Here is a 16,093-nt window from a genome sequence, read left to right as displayed (position 1 = left end):
GAATAAACTCCAATAAAGGAGGTGGCGCACGATGTCTAACGCGGTATGGGGCGGCGGCCGATTCGTTGTCGATGACGCGCAGCCGGGGCAAGTCGTGACGCCCGAGGATTTCACGGAAGAACAGAAGCTGTTAGCCGAGACGGTGCGAGCTTTCGTCGAAAGGGATATTAAGCCCCGAGATGCGGAGATCGAGAAGCTGGATTATGAATTAACGGTACAACTTATGCGCAAGGCGGGGGAGATCGGGCTGCTCGGCGCGGACGTACCGGAAGCGTATGGCGGATTGGGGCTGGACAAATCAAGTACGACCCTACTCGCAGAAACCTTATCGCCGGCTTCTTCGTTTGCTTTATCTGTCGGCGCGCATACCGGAATCGGTACGTTGCCGCTCGTTTTTTTCGGCACGCCGGAGCACAAAAAACGCTGGCTTCCGAGGCTGGCGACAGGGGAGTTGCTCGCGGCCTATTGTTTGACGGAGCCGGGCTCCGGATCGGATGCGCTTGGCGCCCGAACGACGGCTACCCTCGCGGAGGACGGCCAGCATTATCTTCTTAACGGTTCGAAGCTTTATATTACGAACGCTGGCTTCGCGGATTTGTTCATCGTCTACGCGAAGGTAGACGGCGCGCACTTCAGCGCTTTTATCGTGGAACGCGATACGCCAGGCTTCACCATCGGGCCGGAAGAACGCAAGATGGGCATTAAGGGCTCCTCTACTCGGCCGCTGTTTTTCGAAGATGCGCGAGTTCCGGTCGATCAGCTGCTCGGGGAGGTAGGGAAGGGTCACCTGATCGCCTTTAATATATTGAATATCGGCAGGTTTAAGCTAGCTGCCGGCTGCTTGGGAGGGATGAAGGAGGCTATTCAACTGGCTTCCTCCTACTCGAACCAGCGGAAGCAATTCGGGAAGAGCATATCCTCGTTCCCGCTGATCGCGGCTAAGTTAGCCGATATGAATACGCTTGCGTACGTGACGGAGAGCATGGTGTACCGAACCGCAGGCTTGATCGACGAATCGCTTAGCCAAGTTCAATCGGAAGGAGCGGACGGAGGCATCCAAGCGGCGAAAGCCATCGCGGAATATGCGCTGGAATGCTCCATCAATAAGGTGTTCGCCTCGGAAGCGATGGACGCCGTCGTCGATGAGGGCGTTCAAATTCATGGGGGCTGCGGCTACATCCAAGAGTACAAAATCGAAAGGCTGTATCGCGACTCTCGCATTAATCGGATATTCGAAGGGACGAACGAAATCAATCGCTTGCTCATTCCCGCCACTTTGCTCAAGCGGGCACTCAAAGGGGAGCTGCCTTTGATCGAGAGAGCCCAAGCGCTGCAACGAGAACTGCTAAATCCGTCTTCGCTCTCGGCGTCGGCTTCTACCCCATTAGCAAGGCAAATCGCCATCCTTTCCTCGCTGAAGAAGGTATTCCTCATGACGGGAGGACTCGCCGTTCAGAAGCATGGTCTTAGGCTTGAACGCGAGCAAGAGATCGTAGCGGCGTTGGCAGATGCCATGATCGAGATGTACGCGCTGGAAAGCGCAGTCCTGCGGGCTCGCAAACAAAGCGAACGAAGCCAAGCGGATAGTCCGAACAACTTGATCGATATGACGACGCTGTTCGCGGAGGAAGCCGTAGAGAAAGCCGGACAGCGAGCGCGAACGATACTGGCGGCGCTAGAGAAAGGAGAGAGCCTGAAGCTGCAACTTTCCGTATTGAAACGGCTGCTTAGATTCGAGCCTGTGGACCTATTCGCCCTGCGGAAACGGATTTCAGCCCGCGTCATCTCTGCGGAAAGCTACGTCGGACTGTGAGGAGGTGAGCACCGTGAGTGAGGTTACCGATCTGCAGGGGAACGAGCGTCCATGGCTCCAGCATTATCCCATCCAAGTGTCTCCGACTTACGAGTATCCTAAAGCCAACATCGCCCAAATATTGCTCGATTCCGCGCGCGACTTCCCGAATCATGAAGCGCTCGATTTTCTCGGCAGAAGTTATTCGTACAAAGAGTTATTGCGTCAATGCCGCAAGATGGCGAACGGGCTCAAAGCGCTTAACGTCGTCAAGGGGGAACGGGTGGCGATCATGCTGCCCAATTGTCCGCAGGCCGTCATTGCTTATTACGGAGGGTTGATGGCCGGAGCCGTCATCGTCCAGACGAATCCGATCTATACCGAGCGGGAGCTGCACTTCCAGCTTGCGGATTGCGGAGCAACGACGCTGATCACGTTGGATCTGCTCATGCCCCGGGTCGACAAGGCGAAAGAGAATACGAGTATTAAGCGGGTGATTGTCACCTCTTTGTCCGATGGCCTTCCTTTTCCGAAGAACGTGTTGTACCCCGTCCAGCGACGCAAAGAATATCCGAACCTTAAAGTAAGCTATAAAACGTCGGAGGGAAATTTGCGCTGGTCTTCTGTATTGAAGAAAGGCAAAGAAACCCCGATCTGCGAAGAAGTAGACGCGGACACGGAATTGGCGATGATCCAATATACCGGAGGAACGACCGGACAGCCCAAGGGAGTCATGCTCACGCATGCGAATCTCCTCGCCAATACGGTACAAGTGGCGGTTTGGTGCTATCGCTTGGAGCAAGGCAAGGAGAAATATTTGGCGGCGCTTCCCTTATTTCACGTATTTGGCTTGACCGTCTTGTTGAATCAAGCCATTTATCAGGCGGGATCGATCGTGCTCGTCCCTCGTTTCGATCCCCGGATGGTATTGAAGACGATACGCCGACGGCGGCCTACGATTTTCCCAGGGGCTCCTACGATGTATATCGCGTTGCTTAACCATCCTGAAGCGTTGGACAATGATCTTGGATCCGTGAGGGTGTGCTTTAGCGGCGCGGCTCCTCTTCCTCGCGACGTGCAGGAGAAGTTCGAGCAGAAATCGGGAGGCAGGCTGATCGAAGGATATGGGCTAACCGAATCTTCTCCAGTGACGCATTGCAATCCGGTCTGGGGGTTCCGTAAAGCCGGTACGATCGGAGTGCCTCTCCCGGACACGGATGTCAGAATCGTTGGAGAAGAAAGCTTGGATCCATTGCCTCTTGGAGAGATCGGCGAACTTGCCGTTAAAGGGCCGCAGATCATGTCCGGATATTGGAATCGTCCCGAAGAGACCGCGGCGGCGTTGCAAGAGGGATGGTTGCGAACAGGCGATCTCGGGAAGATGGATGAGGACGGATTCTTCACCATTATCGATCGGAAAAAAGACATTATTCTCGCGGGAGGATATAACGTATATCCGAGAGAGGTAGAGGAAATCCTGTTCGAGCATCCCGCGGTAAAGGAAGCCTCGGTGCTCGGCGTGCCCGATCCATATCGGGGGGAGACGGTGAAAGCCTATATCGTGCTGAAGCAAGGCTGGCAAGTATCGGAGATGCAGTTGAATCGTTGGTGCCGGGACCGCTTGGCGCCCTACAAGGTACCCAAACAATACGAGTTTAGGGAAACTTTGCCCCTGTCCCTCATCGGCAAAGTTCTGCGGCGCAAGTTAAAGGAAGAATCGGAGGACAGCAAGGAAAGTTAGTTTAAATTATACTAAAATATGGATGGGACGAATTGAAGGGAAACTTCTTTTTCGCTATAATGTACGTATGCGCGAAAAATCACCTTTCCTTTCTAATCAATAAGGAAAGCGTTTACAAAATAAGTTGTCGCATGCGGTAAATGATGGAGGTGAAGGTGTTGACAGAGCGGGTACAAGATTATATAGAAAGGGGGAACCGCATCAGGTTCAAGAGGGGGATTTTCCCTGCGATGATTAAAGTTATCGCATGCTCCGCGGTGCTGCTTGGAAGTGCTCAGCCTTATCGCGTTTACGCTGCCCAAGTTGGGGCAACGGCGGCGACGGTCAAAGCAGGCACGCTTCCTCTGCTCGCCGCTCTCGGATTGGGGATCGCAGTAGCCGTAGGAGCGGTCATTGCCTTTCTCCAGATGACGGCGAGGGGCAAGGAATCTTATAAATATTCGTCTAATACAGGGGATGACTCTGACCAGGAGCCCTTCGAAACCTTCGAAGAACAATCGTTCGACGATTGGAATGAAGAGGAAACGTTGCCGAACTCGGAAGCGGAAGACAGCCCTCTAACGGATTACACGATTCCGATTACGAAAGTTTTAAGTTACCCGGAACAAGCGGAGCTCGCGGAGGAATGGGAACCACGGCTATGCGGCCTTGAAGGAGAGCATGCCGGTGGAAGGTACCGCATTCTGAATCGTCGATTAACTTTGGGACGCGATCCCACGCAATGCTCGGTATTATTTCCATATGATGCAGGAGAAATCAGCCGCGTTCATTGTACATTGCGATATAATGAAGAAAGCCGTACGTTCGAACTTGAAGACAGCGGATCTTCTAACGGAACCTTCCTCAATAACGGCGAGAAGCTGAAGCCCGGTGTGCGTTACGAGCTGCGGACAGGAGAACGTTTTTCCTTGTCGGGCAAGGATCATTTGTTCGAAGTGCGGAGCGATTAAGAGTCGAAATGCAGGGCTAACGGCTTGAGTAACATGTGCCTATCGTTTTTTACTTTATCCTCCAGCCGAAAAATGGTATAATGAGAAAATGCAGGAACGTTTTCCTTTATGGTAACTAGCGGTGGAACATCGAAGCTTTAAGGACGAACCTTAATTCGGTTCTCCGAGTGGCGAAATACCGCCTCCGTTCCGGGAATTGCGCCGGGCCGGAATCCATTCCACTGGGAGGGAATTGCATGGCCAAACGCAGCCACAATGAAGTTCAAGAAAGTTTGCGAGAACTGACTAGAATTTTCCGCCCCAAGGATCCGCGCAAGTTCGTTAAAGATTACATCCGTAAATACAGAATTACCGGTGGATATGAAGAAGAGTTAACCATGCTCGTAGAACGCGAGCTGACTAAATTAAATACCCCTGCTTCGTGACGATGCAGGAAATAACCGACCCGGCGTAGGCGCTAGCCTCTTCCTGGTCGGTTTTTTTGCATGTCCGCCCGTAAAGATTCCGTACCGACCGGAATAGATATAGAGCATACGGGAGGTGTAGGTGTGGAAAGCAATGACAACGGCAGAACTAGAGCGAGCCGAATTCCGATACGGACCGAGGATGAGATACGTCGAATGGCTGCGGCGGGAAGGCTGGCAGGCCAGCTTCGAAGAGAATTGGGCAAACGGATAAAGCCTGGCATCGCGACGATGGAGCTAGACCGATTCGCGGACAATTACTTGATTGAACGTGGAGCAAGCGCGGCTCAAAAAGGGTATTACGGCTACCCTTATGCTATCTGTACAGCGGTCAACGAATGCGTATGCCATGGCATGCCAAGCGGAAGAGTGCTCCAGAACGGCGATCTTGTGACCGTTGATTTTGTCGTTGAGCTTGATGGTTGGCTGGCGGATACGGCATGGACCTTCCCTGTTGGCCGAATTACTAATGAAGCGAGGGAATTGCGTAACTCCGCGTACCTTGCGATGATGAGCGGAATCCTTCAAGCTCGGGCTGGACGTACGATTGGCGATATCGCCGCTGCAGTCGGACGAATCTCGGATAAAGGATCTTATGGAGTGGTGAGCCAATTCGGCGGGCACGGAATCGGCAGGTCCATGCATGAACCGCCCGAGGTTCCTTTCGTTGGAGCGGCCAGAACAGGAACTAGGCTTAAACAAGGTATGGTCATTACGATTGAACCGATCTTAACGATCGGGTCGCCTGAAGTCTATATTACCGAAGACGGTTGGTCTGTCGTAACCGTAGAGGGCGGCATAGCCGCCCAATTCGAGCATACGGTCGCGATTACTTCCGAGGGAGCCGTCGTTCTTACCCCATAATGATCCGAGCCGTGGCCGATGCTTTCGAGGCTATTGGCTCGGCTTTTGTTTGACATACAGGGGAACAGGAACTTGATTCCCGTTATTGAAGGTGTACTTGACGAGCGTATTAAAGTCCTTGGTCAATGGAGCGAGCGGTTTCTTTAGCCATGAGGCTTTAGCGAATTCCAGCGATTGATTAACGAATTCGCGATTGGCGGAGATGTGAACCTCCTGAACGCGAGGAACTTCTTTTCGGATCGTGTCTCCAATGACTTGTCGCAGTTCGGAAGATAAACTCCCGTAATCTTTATGCGTGAAATAAGAGTTGTATGGAGTGGCTACCTGCCGATTGTCCCATTTCGAGCTGCCGGTGCTGACGTTGTAGACCCCTTCGGTCGTACCGCTATTGTCTTGTTCATGCGATCTTGGGCCACCCCTAGCTTCCGTTCCGGTTGCCGACCAGTCCGTCATAATGCCGACATAGGCATTCTTGTCCGTTATGAATACAAGAGCGGTATTAATGCCGGGGAGAGAAGCGACTTTGTTGGAGAGAGCCGAGCTATATTCGAAGTAACGATTGTCGTGCTGTTTCGGATTCGCGGTGTGAGAGCCGTAGGAACGGACATGCATCATTTTCGGATCGTTCGCGCTCCTGCTGGCGTAATCGTTCGTGCTTTTCTGAAAATAAGATTTGTAATTGCAAGCGGTCAACTGTCCAAGCAATAAGATCATGCCCAGCAATAAGCAAGAACGTCTGGCTAACATGTGACTTCCCCTCCTATAGATTCAATATAGGATTAGGTTTTACCGCCGAATAAAAAGTATGCGCGCAAGTTCGCACATAAAACTCGGGCATATTGGCAAAAAGAAGGGAGAGGCGTAAAATGACGTCCGTTGTCGAGGGAGCAGGGTGGAGAGTAGGGGCAGGCATTGAACGAGATGTGCTTTTGAGCAAGAAATCCTTAGAACGGCGGCGTTTTTGACAGTTTTGAGAACAATTTGTGAACTGTTCGGTGAACATTGACAAGATGGCTGATCAATCCTTATATTTATTAGAGTGCTTGAAGAGCGTTTGTTGCTGATTACAGATAGGATCTTACTCCTGGCTTGGTCCAACATCCGTGTACATATAGAATTCGATTGCCTTCCGGGGAATCGATTTTCTATGATAACGTCAAAATGGGGTTGATATGATGAATCGGTGGCCTGTAATGAAGAGGCTGCTTCCGCTGTTGACAGGTTTAGTACTGTTGTTGTCGGCATGTGGAAGAGAAGACCTCTCAACTCTGAATCCGCAAGGACCAGTAGCTGAGAAACAATTAGATTTGATGAAACTGTCCATTGGCATCATGGCTTTGGTCGTTGTTGTCGTGTTCATCATCTGTATTTATGTGTTGATTCGTTTCCGTCGCCGCCAAGGCGATAAGACTATTCCTAAGCAAGTCGAAGGGAATCACACGCTTGAGATCATCTGGACGGTCATTCCTCTTGTCCTGCTCTTGATTCTTGGATTTCCGACCATCAGAGACGTGTTCGGATTAGCTAAGGATTACAGCAAAGACAAAAATGCCGTACAAGTAAAAGTAACTGCGCATCAATATTGGTGGGAATTCGAATACACCGATTACGGAATTACGACGGCTCAGGAACTGATCGTACCGACGGATAAGAAAATTTCGTTCGAGCTCGTTGCAGCGGACGTTAAGCATTCTTTCTGGATTCCGGCTATCGGAGGTAAAATGGATACGAACCCGGGTGTAACGAACAGAATGTACCTGGAGTTCCCTAAAGAAGGCGTGTTCCGCGGGAAGTGCGCGGAATTGTGCGGCCCTGCCCATGCCTTGATGGATTTCAAAGCCAAAGCGGTAAGCCCTTCCTCGTTCGATCGTTGGGTTGCAGCCATGAAAGCTCCGGCGGTAATGCCAGCGGATGCTGAGATCGCGGAGAAATTTACTTCCCAATGCTTGAGCTGCCACGCTGTCGGAGAGAATGGCGGTAATAGCGCACCTAACTTGACGGGCGTTGGATCTCGTCAAACGGTCGGCGGTATTCTTTATAATGACGAGGCCGGAGTGGAGCAAAACCTCCATGATTGGATTACGGAACCTCAGAAATATAAGATCGGCGCGATGATGCCGAGTGCGGAAGATAACAGCTTGACAGCTGAAGAAGTATCAAGCATTGCCAAGTATTTGGCTGAATACAAGCTCGACTATTAATCACGCGGGAAATTAAGGGGGTACGTGGCCTTGTCAGCACATGCACATGGACACACAGTCAAGCGGTATAGAGGCTTGATGGATTGGCTAACGACCGTCGACCATAAGAAGATCGGTATTCTGTATATGATTGCAGGGTTATTCTTCTTCCTGATTGGCGGTTTGGAAGCGATTATCATTCGGGTTCAGTTGATGAAGCCGATGAATGATGTCGTTGCCGGAGACACATTTAACGAATTAATCACCATGCACGGTACGACCATGATCTTCTTGGCAGCGATGCCGCTGTTGTTCGCGCTCATGAACGCGGTTATTCCGCTTCAGATCGGTGCGCGCGACGTAGCGTTCCCTTTCTTGAACTCCCTAGGCTTCTGGACGTTCTTCTTCGGAGGATTGCTCTTGAACCTTAGCTGGTTTGCAGGAACGGTTCCGGATGCCGGATGGACGTCCTATGTACCGCTCGCCGGTCCGACGTTTAACTCGGGACACGGCGTAGATTATTACGTCATAGGTCTGCAGATAGCCGGTATCGGTACTTTGCTTGGCGGTATTAACTTCATGGCGACGATCATTAATATGCGTGCGCCTGGACTGACTTTCATGAGACTGCCGATGTTCACATGGACAATCTTCATCACTTCCGCACTGATCGTGTTCGCCTTTCCGGCGCTGACGGTTGGTCTGGTAGCTATCATGTTCGACAGGCTGTTCCACGCGAACTTCTTCGAAGTCGCTAATGGAGGCAGCGGGGTATTGTGGGAGCATATCTTCTGGGTGTTCGGACATCCTGAGGTATACATTCTGATCTTGCCTGCTTTCGGTATTATTTCCGAGGTAGTTAGTACGTTCTCGCGTAAACGTTTGTTCGGATACAGCTCCATGGTATTCGCGACGGTGTTAATCGCGTTCCTCGGGTTCATGGTTTGGGCTCACCACATGTTCACGACAGGACTTGGTCCGGTAGCGAACGGGTTGTTCTCCATCGCGACGATGCTGATCGCAGTCCCTACTGGGGTAAAAATCTTTAACTGGTTATTTACGCTATGGGGTGGATCGATTCGGTTCACGACAGCAAACTTGTTCGGAATCGGATTTATTCCGACGTTCGTTATGGGTGGAGTTACCGGTGTTATGTTGGCATCGGCCCCTGCGGATTACCAATACCATGATACGTATTTCGTAGTCGCGCATTTCCATTACGTTATCGTCGGCGGTTTGATCTTCGGTATATTTGCGGGATTGCATTATTGGTGGCCGAAAATGTTCGGACGTATGTTGAACGAAACAATCGGTAAAATTACGTTCTGGACTTTCTTTATCGGTTTCCACATGACGTTCTTCGTGCAACATTTCTTGGGATTGCTCGGTATGCCTCGCCGTGTTTACACTTACCTCGAGGGCCAAGGCTTCGACAATATGAACTTCATTAGTACGATCGGCGCGTTCTTGATGGGCGTCGGAACAATCGCGTTCTTGCTCAACATCTTCATTACATGGGCTAAGCCGCGCAATGCGGCTGCCGATGCTTGGGAAGATGGCCGTTCGTTGGAGTGGACGATTCCATCGCCGCCTCCAGAGTACAACTTCCAACAAGTCCCGCTCGTTCGGGGTTACGATGCTTGGTGGAAGGAAAAGATGGAAGGGAATACGGCAATGACGCCGGCAGAACCGATCGGTTCGATTCATATGCCTTCTCCATCTATCTTGCCGCTTATTATGAGCCTTGGTTTATTTATCGCAGGTTTCGGGTTTATGTATGATCGTCTTATCGTTGCTGGCGCTGGATTAGTGATCACGTTAGGATGCATGGTCATCCGTTCCCTGGTCGACGATCACGGTTACCATATCGAACCGGAAGATCAGGAGAAAGGAGTGAAAGCATGAGCGCACATGATCACGCAGTAGATGGACAATTGCCGCATGAGCCCGAAAAAGCGACATTGCAGGCACGTAATAATATTTTGGGTTTCTGGTTGTTCCTCGGCGCGGAAACCGTATTGTTCGGAACTTTGTTCGCTGCTTTCTTAGCTCTACGCCATAACATCGGGGACGGCCCATCAGCCAACGAGTTGTTTAAGCTTCCGATGGTATTCGCGGCAACAATGATCTTGTTGACTTCAAGCTTGACGAGCGTATTCGCGGTTCAAGCCTTACATCTTCATAAGAAAAAGGCAATGGTCGGATGGTTGATCGTTACGATCTTGCTTGGACTCAGCTTCCTAGGCCTAGAGATTTATGAATTCTTCGAGTATGTCCATGAAGGTCATAAATTTACGACAAGCGCATTCAGCTCCTCGTTCTATACGTTAGTCGGGTTCCACGGCGCGCACGTTGCCTTCGGGGTAGTATGGATTTCACTCGTCATCGGTCAAGTTTTGAAAAAAGGTTTAACTGTCGTAACGGCGCCGAAAGTATATATTTCTGCTATTTACTGGCATTTCATCGACGTTGTCTGGGTATTCATCTTCACCGTTGTTTACTTGATGGGAAAGGTGGGCTAATCTCATGTCGAGCAATCATGACCACGCGGCTACCGGTAATGTAACTAAGCGCCATAAGGTAGAAGGACCGAAGAAACATATCGTCGGGTTCGTTCTGTCTCTTGCTCTTACGATAATCGCATTCGCAGCCGTTGCTGCAGGCGAGATCAATACAACGTTCACGTATATTATTCTTGTTGGGATGGCGGTTGTCCAAGTCTTCATTCAAATGGCATTCTGGATGCATATGAAGGATCGCGGACATCTGTTTCCGATTATCGGAATCATCTCGGGAGCTTTCGTTGTGTTCACTATGGTGATCATGGCAGTTTACTGGGTTTGGTGGTAACCAATTAGCAATAAACAGAAGAGAGGCGGGCCATAATCCGACCTCTCTTTTTTAATGAAGACAACAAAGCGCCAATGGATGGTTCGCTTAGTTGTCGCATTCTGAAGGGAGGCTGACGGTAATGTGGGGATTAGAGTACTTTTCCTTCCGCGACTTGTGGAGTCCGCTGTTCATGATCTTCATGATGGCGATTATCGTGTTGTATACGTTCGTCATTGGTCCTTGGAGACATCGTTTTGCGGGTAGTGCTCCGGTTTCTGTCTCTCGTCAACTGGCATTCTGGCTTTCGATTGTTTTGCTGTATTTAACGCAAGGCGGGCCTCTGAGCTTGATGGGGCACTTGATGTTTACTTTCCATATGACAAATATGGCGATTGCATACATTCTTGTACCGCCAATGCTGATATACGGAATACCGGACTGGGCTTGGAGAAGGCTCTTCCGAGCTAACTTCTGGAGAGGAAAAGTATTTCGTATCCTGATGAACCCGATTATCTGTTTAGGGCTATTCACGTTGCTGTTCTCGTTCTATCACATGCCGGATAACCATGACTGGATCATGACGCATTATACGGTGCACAGACTTTATTATGCGCTCTTACTGATCTCGTCTATCATGATGTGGTGGCATGTATACTGTCCGGTTCCGGAATGGAGACGCATGTCGCATATGCTCACGCTGGGATATATTTTCATGGGCGGTTTGCTTTTGACCCCGGCGTGCGCAATGATTATTTTCGCGAGCAGCCCCTTATTCGCGGTGTATAACGATCCGCAAGTCTGGGTGAAAGCGATGGGTTATTGCATGTCGGGAGATCCTTCGGAATTGCTCACCAAATTCGAAGGGCCGATGTTCTTTAACATGATGAGTGGCAAGGACGACCAGCAGCTGGGCGGTATCGTTATGAAGCTGTTGCAGGAATTCGTGAATGCGGCAGCCCTCTACACCGTGTTCATGCAATGGTATCGCAGAGAGCGCGCTCAAGAAGAGGATCAGACTCCTACCCCTATTGCAAAACCGTTAATAGATTAATATTAACAATCTGTGACGGAGCGCCGAAACGTTTGAACAAAGCCGCCTGGACGGGTACAATAGGTTGTAAAGCATGTAAAGACGATAGAGCGGGTGAAGGTAATGTCGTGGTATGATATTTTCCCGATGGTCAGCACTAGTTTTATCTTGATCAGTGGGATATTGGTAGCCATCGGTTGGCGATTGATTATTAAGAAAAAAAGAGAAGCGCACGAGAAGGTTATGATAGCGGCGGCTATTGCGGCTTCTCTGTTCTTTATCATCTATGTATCCCGGACTATCTTCATCGGTAATACGATGTTTAACGGACCGGAAAGCTTGAAGACGGTATACTTGGTTTTCTTGCTGTTTCACATCGTGTTAGCGACAGTAGCTGCGGTATTCGGAATTACGACGCTAACGCTGGCCTTCCGCAAAAGCTTCGCCAAACACCGCAAATGGGGTAGAATTACGGCGATGATCTGGTTTGCTACCGTTATCACGGGAGTAACCGTATATGTTCTCTTGTATATTTGTTACCCAGGCGGGCATACGAAGCCGGTAATCGACGCTATATTTGGTTAAGGTATAATCATTAAGAGCTCATGGACATAGTTGTCCGTGGGCTCTTTTTTGCGTTTAAATTTTTATTAGCAATGATTCATGATTCATGGACAAACCAAGTCATGATCTTCCCATTGTTCTAATATAGATAAGATTGAACGGTTGAACCGGCAATCCGGTTAGAGCGGAAAGGGTGAGGAGCATTGCTGCATATCGTTGCCTGCATTAAGCAAGTGCCGGATACGAAGATCATCAAGATGAACCCTAAGACCAATACGATGGATCGCTCAAGCGCCCCGGCGATCTTGAATCCTTACGATTCCCACGCGGTAGAAGAGGCGGTCAGGTTAAGAGCTCGTTATGGCGGGGTAGTCTCCGTTCTGACGATGGGTCCTCCTCCGGCAGTTAAAGCGATACGCAAATGTATCGAGATCGGAGCGGACGAGGGTTATATGATTACGGACAGGGCGTTCGCGGGAGCGGATACGCTTGCCACCAGTTACGCGTTGACGAAAGCGTTGGAGAAGATCGCGCTTATCCGCCCGATCGATCTGATCATTTGCGGGAAAATGACGATCGACGGAGATACCGGCCAAGTCGGACCGGGAATCGCCCGCAGGTTAGATATGCCGCCGTTGACATCGGTTAACAAAGTAGTCGAAGTCAATCGAGCGGAAGGTTACGCAATCGTGCACAGGAAGCTGGAGGACGGATACGAGGTCATCCGATCGACGTTGCCTTGCCTGTTCTCGGTCGAGAAAGAGATTAACGAAGTTCCTTATTCCACGCTTCCGAACATGCTTAGGGCTGCGCGCTACAAGCCTAATATTTGGGCGGTTAGCGATCTGGGCGAAATCGACAAGACGCAGCTTGGATTAAAGGGTTCGCCGACGATCGTAAGCTCGGTATGGGCACCTCAGAAGCCTCAGGGCGGGAAAGTGCTGGAAGGAGAACCCGAGGATCAAATTCGACAACTGCTCGATGTCGTGTTAGCTCGCAAGGAACTTTTCGAAGCAGGGGCGGGAGGGGGAGCGAATTGAACTTCGAAGATTATCGCGGAGTATGGGTGTTCATCGAAGAAAAGGACGGTGCTGTCGCAAAGGTATCTCTCGAGCTATTGGGTGCCGGTAGAGTGCTTGCGGATAAGAGGAAAACAGAGCTTGCCGGAGTATTGATCGGGGACAACGTTCAAGAGCTCGCGCAAACCGTGTTTGAATATGGGGCAGACAAAGTTTATGTGTACGACGTCCCGATCTATCGGTTTTATCGGACGGAGACGTATATGAGAGCCATGCTGGCGTGCGTCGAAAAGCATAAACCGGAAATTCTTCTATACGGCGCCACTTCTACGGGAAAGGATTTGGCTAGTGCGGTAGCCACGGACTTGCCTACGGGTTTAACTGCGGATACGACTCAGCTAGACGTGGAAGAGGATACGGGACTGCTTCTTGCCAGCCGTCCCGCGTTCGGCGGCAACATCATGGCGACGATACTATGCAAGAAATATCGACCGCAAATGGCTACCGTCCGACCTAAGGTTATGAAAGCGCTGCCCCGCAACGAGAAGGCGTCCGGCGTTATCATCGAGGAGTGCATTCCGATTACGGAAGATGATATTCGCACGAAAGTGCTAGAAATCGTTCGTTCTACGACCCAACACGTGCGGATCGACGAGGCGGACATTATCGTTGCCGGAGGTAAAGGGTTAGGCGGGCCGGCGGGATTCCAGGTCGTCCATCAGTTGGCGGAAACGTTAGGAGCGGCGGTTGGGGCTAGTCGTGACGTGGTGGAAGCCGGCTGGATCCCGCATCATCATCAAGTCGGCCAGACCGGGGTGACGGTCACTCCGAAAATTTATTTTGCCATCGGTATTTCCGGGGCAATTCAGCACTTGGTCGGCATGCAGAACTCTGGACTTATTATCGCTATTAACAAAGACCCGTCAGCTCCGATCTTCCAGTCCTCCCACTATGGAATCGTAGGGGATGCGCTAACGATCGTTCCTATGCTTACGGAAGCATTCAAAACCGCGCTAGGAAGAAAGGAAGAGGCCGATGCCGGAAAAGTTTGATGCCATCGTCGTAGGAGCGGGTCCAGCCGGAATTGCTTGCGCCTACGAGCTTGCCAAAGCGGGCGTGAACGTGCTGCTCATCGAGAGAGGAGAGTACCCCGGCTCTAAGAACGTCATGGGAGGCGTACTCTATCGCAAAATGATGGAGGAAATCGTGCCGGATTTCCACAAGGAAGCGCCGCTGGAACGTCCGATCGTGGAGCAAAGATTCATGATGATGGATAAGTCGTCGGCCGTGACGTTCTCGTACAAAGGAATGGAGTGGGCATCGGAGCCGTTCAACAATTTCACCGTGCTTCGCGCCAAGTTCGATCAATGGTTCGCTTCTAAGGCGGTAGAGAAAGGCGCATTGCTCCTTAACGAAACGGTCGTATTGGAATGCATCGTGGAGAACGGCAAAGTCGTTGGTGTGCGCACCGACCGTCCGGATGGTGAGCTGCGAGCCGACGTGGTCGTGCTGGCGGACGGAGTAAATTCCTTGTTAGCCAAATCACTAGGCTTTCATAAGGAGTTCCGACCGGATGAAGTGGCGCTTGCCACGATGGAGGTTCTGAAACTCGACAAGAAGATCATCGAGGACCGCTTTAACTTGGAAGAAGGCCAAGGCTGCACGATCGAGCTGTTCGGAGATGCGACCAAGGGCATACTGGGCACAGGATTTCTATACACGAACAAAGATACGCTTAGCATCGGCGTCGGCACGTTACTTTCGGGACTTATCAAGCATAAGATAAAGCCTTACGAATTGATGGAATACGTGAAAACGCATCCGATGATCCGGCCCTACATTCAAAACGCCGAGCCGCAGGAGTATTTAGCGCATTTGATCCCGGAGGGCGGGTATCATTCCATGCCGAAGGTCGTAGCGGCGGGAGTGCTCGTGGTCGGCGATGCGGCGCAGCTCGTCAACGCGATCCATCGCGAAGGCTCGAACATGGCGATGACTTCGGGCAGATTGGCCGCGGATACGATCGTTGCGGCAATGGGGCGCGGAGACTTCTCGGAGGCGTCGCTGGATGAGTACCGGAAGAAGCTGATGGGCAGCTTCGTCGGACAGGATCTGAAGAAGTATAAGGACGCGACCCACCATTTCGATAAGTTCCCTCAGTACTTCGAGCAGTACATTCCGATGATGAACCGCGCGGCTAGCCAGATGCTGACCGTGGACGGAGCGTCGAAGCGGGAAAAGCAGAAAAAAATATGGAGAGATATCGGTCCGGCGAAGCAGAAATTCAAGATTGCCCGAGATCTGATCCGGGCATGGAAGGTGATGAAGTGATGGGCGATCCGCAAGCTGTCGCCGCTAATGATAAGGCGGCAAGCATCGAAGAAAAGCAATATTTGCTCAGGTTCAATGCCGACACGCAGTCTCACTTACATGTCATGGACACGGAAATATGCATGACCAACTGTCCGGATAAAATTTGCACGATTTTCTGCCCGGCTGAAGTCTATAAGTGGGAGGAAGTTCGCATGCATGTCGGCTATGAGGGCTGTCATGAATGCGGAAGCTGCCGCATAGGTTGTCCGCATCAGAACATCAAATGGGTATATCCAAAGGGCGGGCATGGAATCGTCTTTCGACTCGGGTGACAGGGGTGGGGA

General features: G+C 51.0%; 16 protein-coding genes. 15 read left to right on the top strand and 1 reads right to left on the bottom strand.

Annotation, left to right across the window (positions count from 1 at the left end):
- The first annotated feature begins 31 nt into the window (after positions 1–31).
- From L3D05_RS11065 to map, 5 genes are all read left to right on the top strand, one after another.
- Entirely contained in the window at positions 32–1,813 is a 1,782-nt protein-coding gene (locus tag L3D05_RS11065; protein WP_239616118.1) for an acyl-CoA dehydrogenase FadE, read from the top strand.
- Positions 1,814–1,826: 13 nt separating this feature from the next.
- A complete protein-coding gene (locus L3D05_RS11060; protein ID WP_239616117.1) occupies positions 1,827–3,533 on the top strand; it encodes a long-chain-fatty-acid--CoA ligase in 1,707 nt (568 codons plus the stop codon).
- Between the two features lie 230 nt (positions 3,534–3,763).
- Positions 3,764–4,483 carry an FHA domain-containing protein gene (locus tag L3D05_RS11055; RefSeq protein WP_239616116.1) on the top strand — a complete coding sequence of 240 codons (720 nt, stop codon included), beginning with the start codon at positions 3,764–3,766 and terminating at the stop codon, positions 4,481–4,483.
- A 236-nt stretch (positions 4,484–4,719) separates the two neighbouring features.
- Positions 4,720–4,908 carry a hypothetical protein gene (locus L3D05_RS11050; protein WP_169283004.1) on the top strand — a complete coding sequence of 63 codons (189 nt, stop codon included), beginning with the start codon at positions 4,720–4,722 and terminating at the stop codon, positions 4,906–4,908.
- 123 nt (positions 4,909–5,031) lie between these two features.
- Positions 5,032–5,811 carry a type I methionyl aminopeptidase gene (gene map, locus L3D05_RS11045; RefSeq protein WP_239616115.1) on the top strand — a complete coding sequence of 260 codons (780 nt, stop codon included), beginning with the start codon at positions 5,032–5,034 and terminating at the stop codon, positions 5,809–5,811.
- A gap of 30 nt (positions 5,812–5,841) precedes the next feature.
- Here map and L3D05_RS11040 read toward each other — a convergent pair whose 3' ends face one another.
- Entirely contained in the window at positions 5,842–6,558 is a 717-nt protein-coding gene (locus L3D05_RS11040) for a YhcN/YlaJ family sporulation lipoprotein (RefSeq protein WP_239616114.1), read from the bottom strand.
- Between the two features lie 425 nt (positions 6,559–6,983).
- On the opposite strand from L3D05_RS11040, the gene coxB reads away from it, so the two are divergent.
- From coxB to L3D05_RS10990, 10 genes are all read left to right on the top strand, one after another.
- On the top strand, positions 6,984–8,012 hold the full coding sequence (gene coxB / locus L3D05_RS11035; protein WP_239616113.1) for a cytochrome c oxidase subunit II: 1,029 nt from the start codon (positions 6,984–6,986) through the stop codon (positions 8,010–8,012).
- Between the two features lie 78 nt (positions 8,013–8,090).
- Positions 8,091–9,896 carry a cytochrome c oxidase subunit I gene (ctaD, locus tag L3D05_RS11030; RefSeq protein WP_239616469.1) on the top strand — a complete coding sequence of 602 codons (1,806 nt, stop codon included), beginning with the start codon at positions 8,091–8,093 and terminating at the stop codon, positions 9,894–9,896.
- Positions 9,893–10,513 (top strand): cytochrome (ubi)quinol oxidase subunit III, encoded by a 621-nt coding sequence (locus L3D05_RS11025; RefSeq protein ID WP_239616112.1) that lies wholly within the window; start codon positions 9,893–9,895, stop codon positions 10,511–10,513. The genes ctaD and L3D05_RS11025 overlap by 4 nt, the downstream gene beginning before the upstream one ends.
- Before the next feature lie 4 nt (positions 10,514–10,517).
- A complete protein-coding gene (locus L3D05_RS11020) occupies positions 10,518–10,841 on the top strand; it encodes a cytochrome C oxidase subunit IV family protein (protein WP_239616111.1) in 324 nt (107 codons plus the stop codon).
- A 121-nt stretch (positions 10,842–10,962) separates the two neighbouring features.
- The gene (ctaG, locus tag L3D05_RS11015) at positions 10,963–11,874 is read left to right on the top strand and encodes a cytochrome c oxidase assembly factor CtaG (protein ID WP_239616110.1); all 912 of its coding nucleotides are present in this window, start codon (positions 10,963–10,965) and stop codon (positions 11,872–11,874) included.
- A 102-nt stretch (positions 11,875–11,976) separates the two neighbouring features.
- Positions 11,977–12,438, top strand: a complete 462-nt coding sequence (locus L3D05_RS11010; RefSeq protein ID WP_239616109.1) for a DUF420 domain-containing protein — start codon at positions 11,977–11,979, stop codon at positions 12,436–12,438.
- A gap of 182 nt (positions 12,439–12,620) precedes the next feature.
- Complete coding sequence (locus L3D05_RS11005) at positions 12,621–13,457, top strand: electron transfer flavoprotein subunit beta/FixA family protein (protein ID WP_239616108.1); 837 nt, start codon at positions 12,621–12,623, stop codon at positions 13,455–13,457.
- Positions 13,454–14,488 (top strand): electron transfer flavoprotein subunit alpha/FixB family protein, encoded by a 1,035-nt coding sequence (locus L3D05_RS11000; protein WP_239616107.1) that lies wholly within the window; start codon positions 13,454–13,456, stop codon positions 14,486–14,488. The genes L3D05_RS11005 and L3D05_RS11000 overlap by 4 nt, the downstream gene beginning before the upstream one ends.
- Positions 14,472–15,767 (top strand): FAD-dependent oxidoreductase, encoded by a 1,296-nt coding sequence (locus L3D05_RS10995; RefSeq protein ID WP_239616106.1) that lies wholly within the window; start codon positions 14,472–14,474, stop codon positions 15,765–15,767. Before L3D05_RS11000 ends, L3D05_RS10995 begins: the two co-directional genes overlap by 17 nt.
- Positions 15,749–16,081, top strand: a complete 333-nt coding sequence (locus L3D05_RS10990) for a ferredoxin family protein (RefSeq protein ID WP_239616105.1) — start codon at positions 15,749–15,751, stop codon at positions 16,079–16,081. Before L3D05_RS10995 ends, L3D05_RS10990 begins: the two co-directional genes overlap by 19 nt.
- Positions 16,082–16,093: the final 12 nt, after the last annotated feature.

The sequence above is a fragment of the Cohnella mopanensis genome (assembly GCF_022352055.1).
Lineage (GTDB): Bacteria > Bacillota > Bacilli > Paenibacillales > Paenibacillaceae > Cohnella > Cohnella mopanensis.
Note: the sequence above shows the minus strand (reverse complement) of the source record. Positions and strands in the feature narration are given on the sequence as shown.

Excerpts from the sequence above, each read along its gene's own strand:
- L3D05_RS11050 (WP_169283004.1), top strand. The coding sequence starts at position 4,720 with ATGGCCAAACGCAGCCACAATGAAGTTCAAGAAAGTTTGCGAGAACTG.
- L3D05_RS11010 (WP_239616109.1), top strand. The coding sequence starts at position 11,977 with ATGTCGTGGTATGATATTTTCCCGATGGTCAGCACTAGTTTTATCTTG.
- coxB (WP_239616113.1), top strand. The coding sequence starts at position 6,984 with ATGATGAATCGGTGGCCTGTAATGAAGAGGCTGCTTCCGCTGTTGACA.
- L3D05_RS11040 (WP_239616114.1), bottom strand. The coding sequence starts at position 6,558 with ATGTTAGCCAGACGTTCTTGCTTATTGCTGGGCATGATCTTATTGCTT.
- L3D05_RS11055 (WP_239616116.1), top strand. The coding sequence starts at position 3,764 with ATGATTAAAGTTATCGCATGCTCCGCGGTGCTGCTTGGAAGTGCTCAG.
- ctaD (WP_239616469.1), top strand. The coding sequence starts at position 8,091 with ATGGATTGGCTAACGACCGTCGACCATAAGAAGATCGGTATTCTGTAT.
- ctaG (WP_239616110.1), top strand. The coding sequence starts at position 10,963 with ATGTGGGGATTAGAGTACTTTTCCTTCCGCGACTTGTGGAGTCCGCTG.
- L3D05_RS11065 (WP_239616118.1), top strand. The coding sequence starts at position 32 with ATGTCTAACGCGGTATGGGGCGGCGGCCGATTCGTTGTCGATGACGCG.
- L3D05_RS10995 (WP_239616106.1), top strand. The coding sequence starts at position 14,472 with ATGCCGGAAAAGTTTGATGCCATCGTCGTAGGAGCGGGTCCAGCCGGA.
- L3D05_RS11025 (WP_239616112.1), top strand. The coding sequence starts at position 9,893 with ATGAGCGCACATGATCACGCAGTAGATGGACAATTGCCGCATGAGCCC.
- L3D05_RS10990 (WP_239616105.1), top strand. The coding sequence starts at position 15,749 with ATGGAAGGTGATGAAGTGATGGGCGATCCGCAAGCTGTCGCCGCTAAT.
- L3D05_RS11020 (WP_239616111.1), top strand. The coding sequence starts at position 10,518 with ATGTCGAGCAATCATGACCACGCGGCTACCGGTAATGTAACTAAGCGC.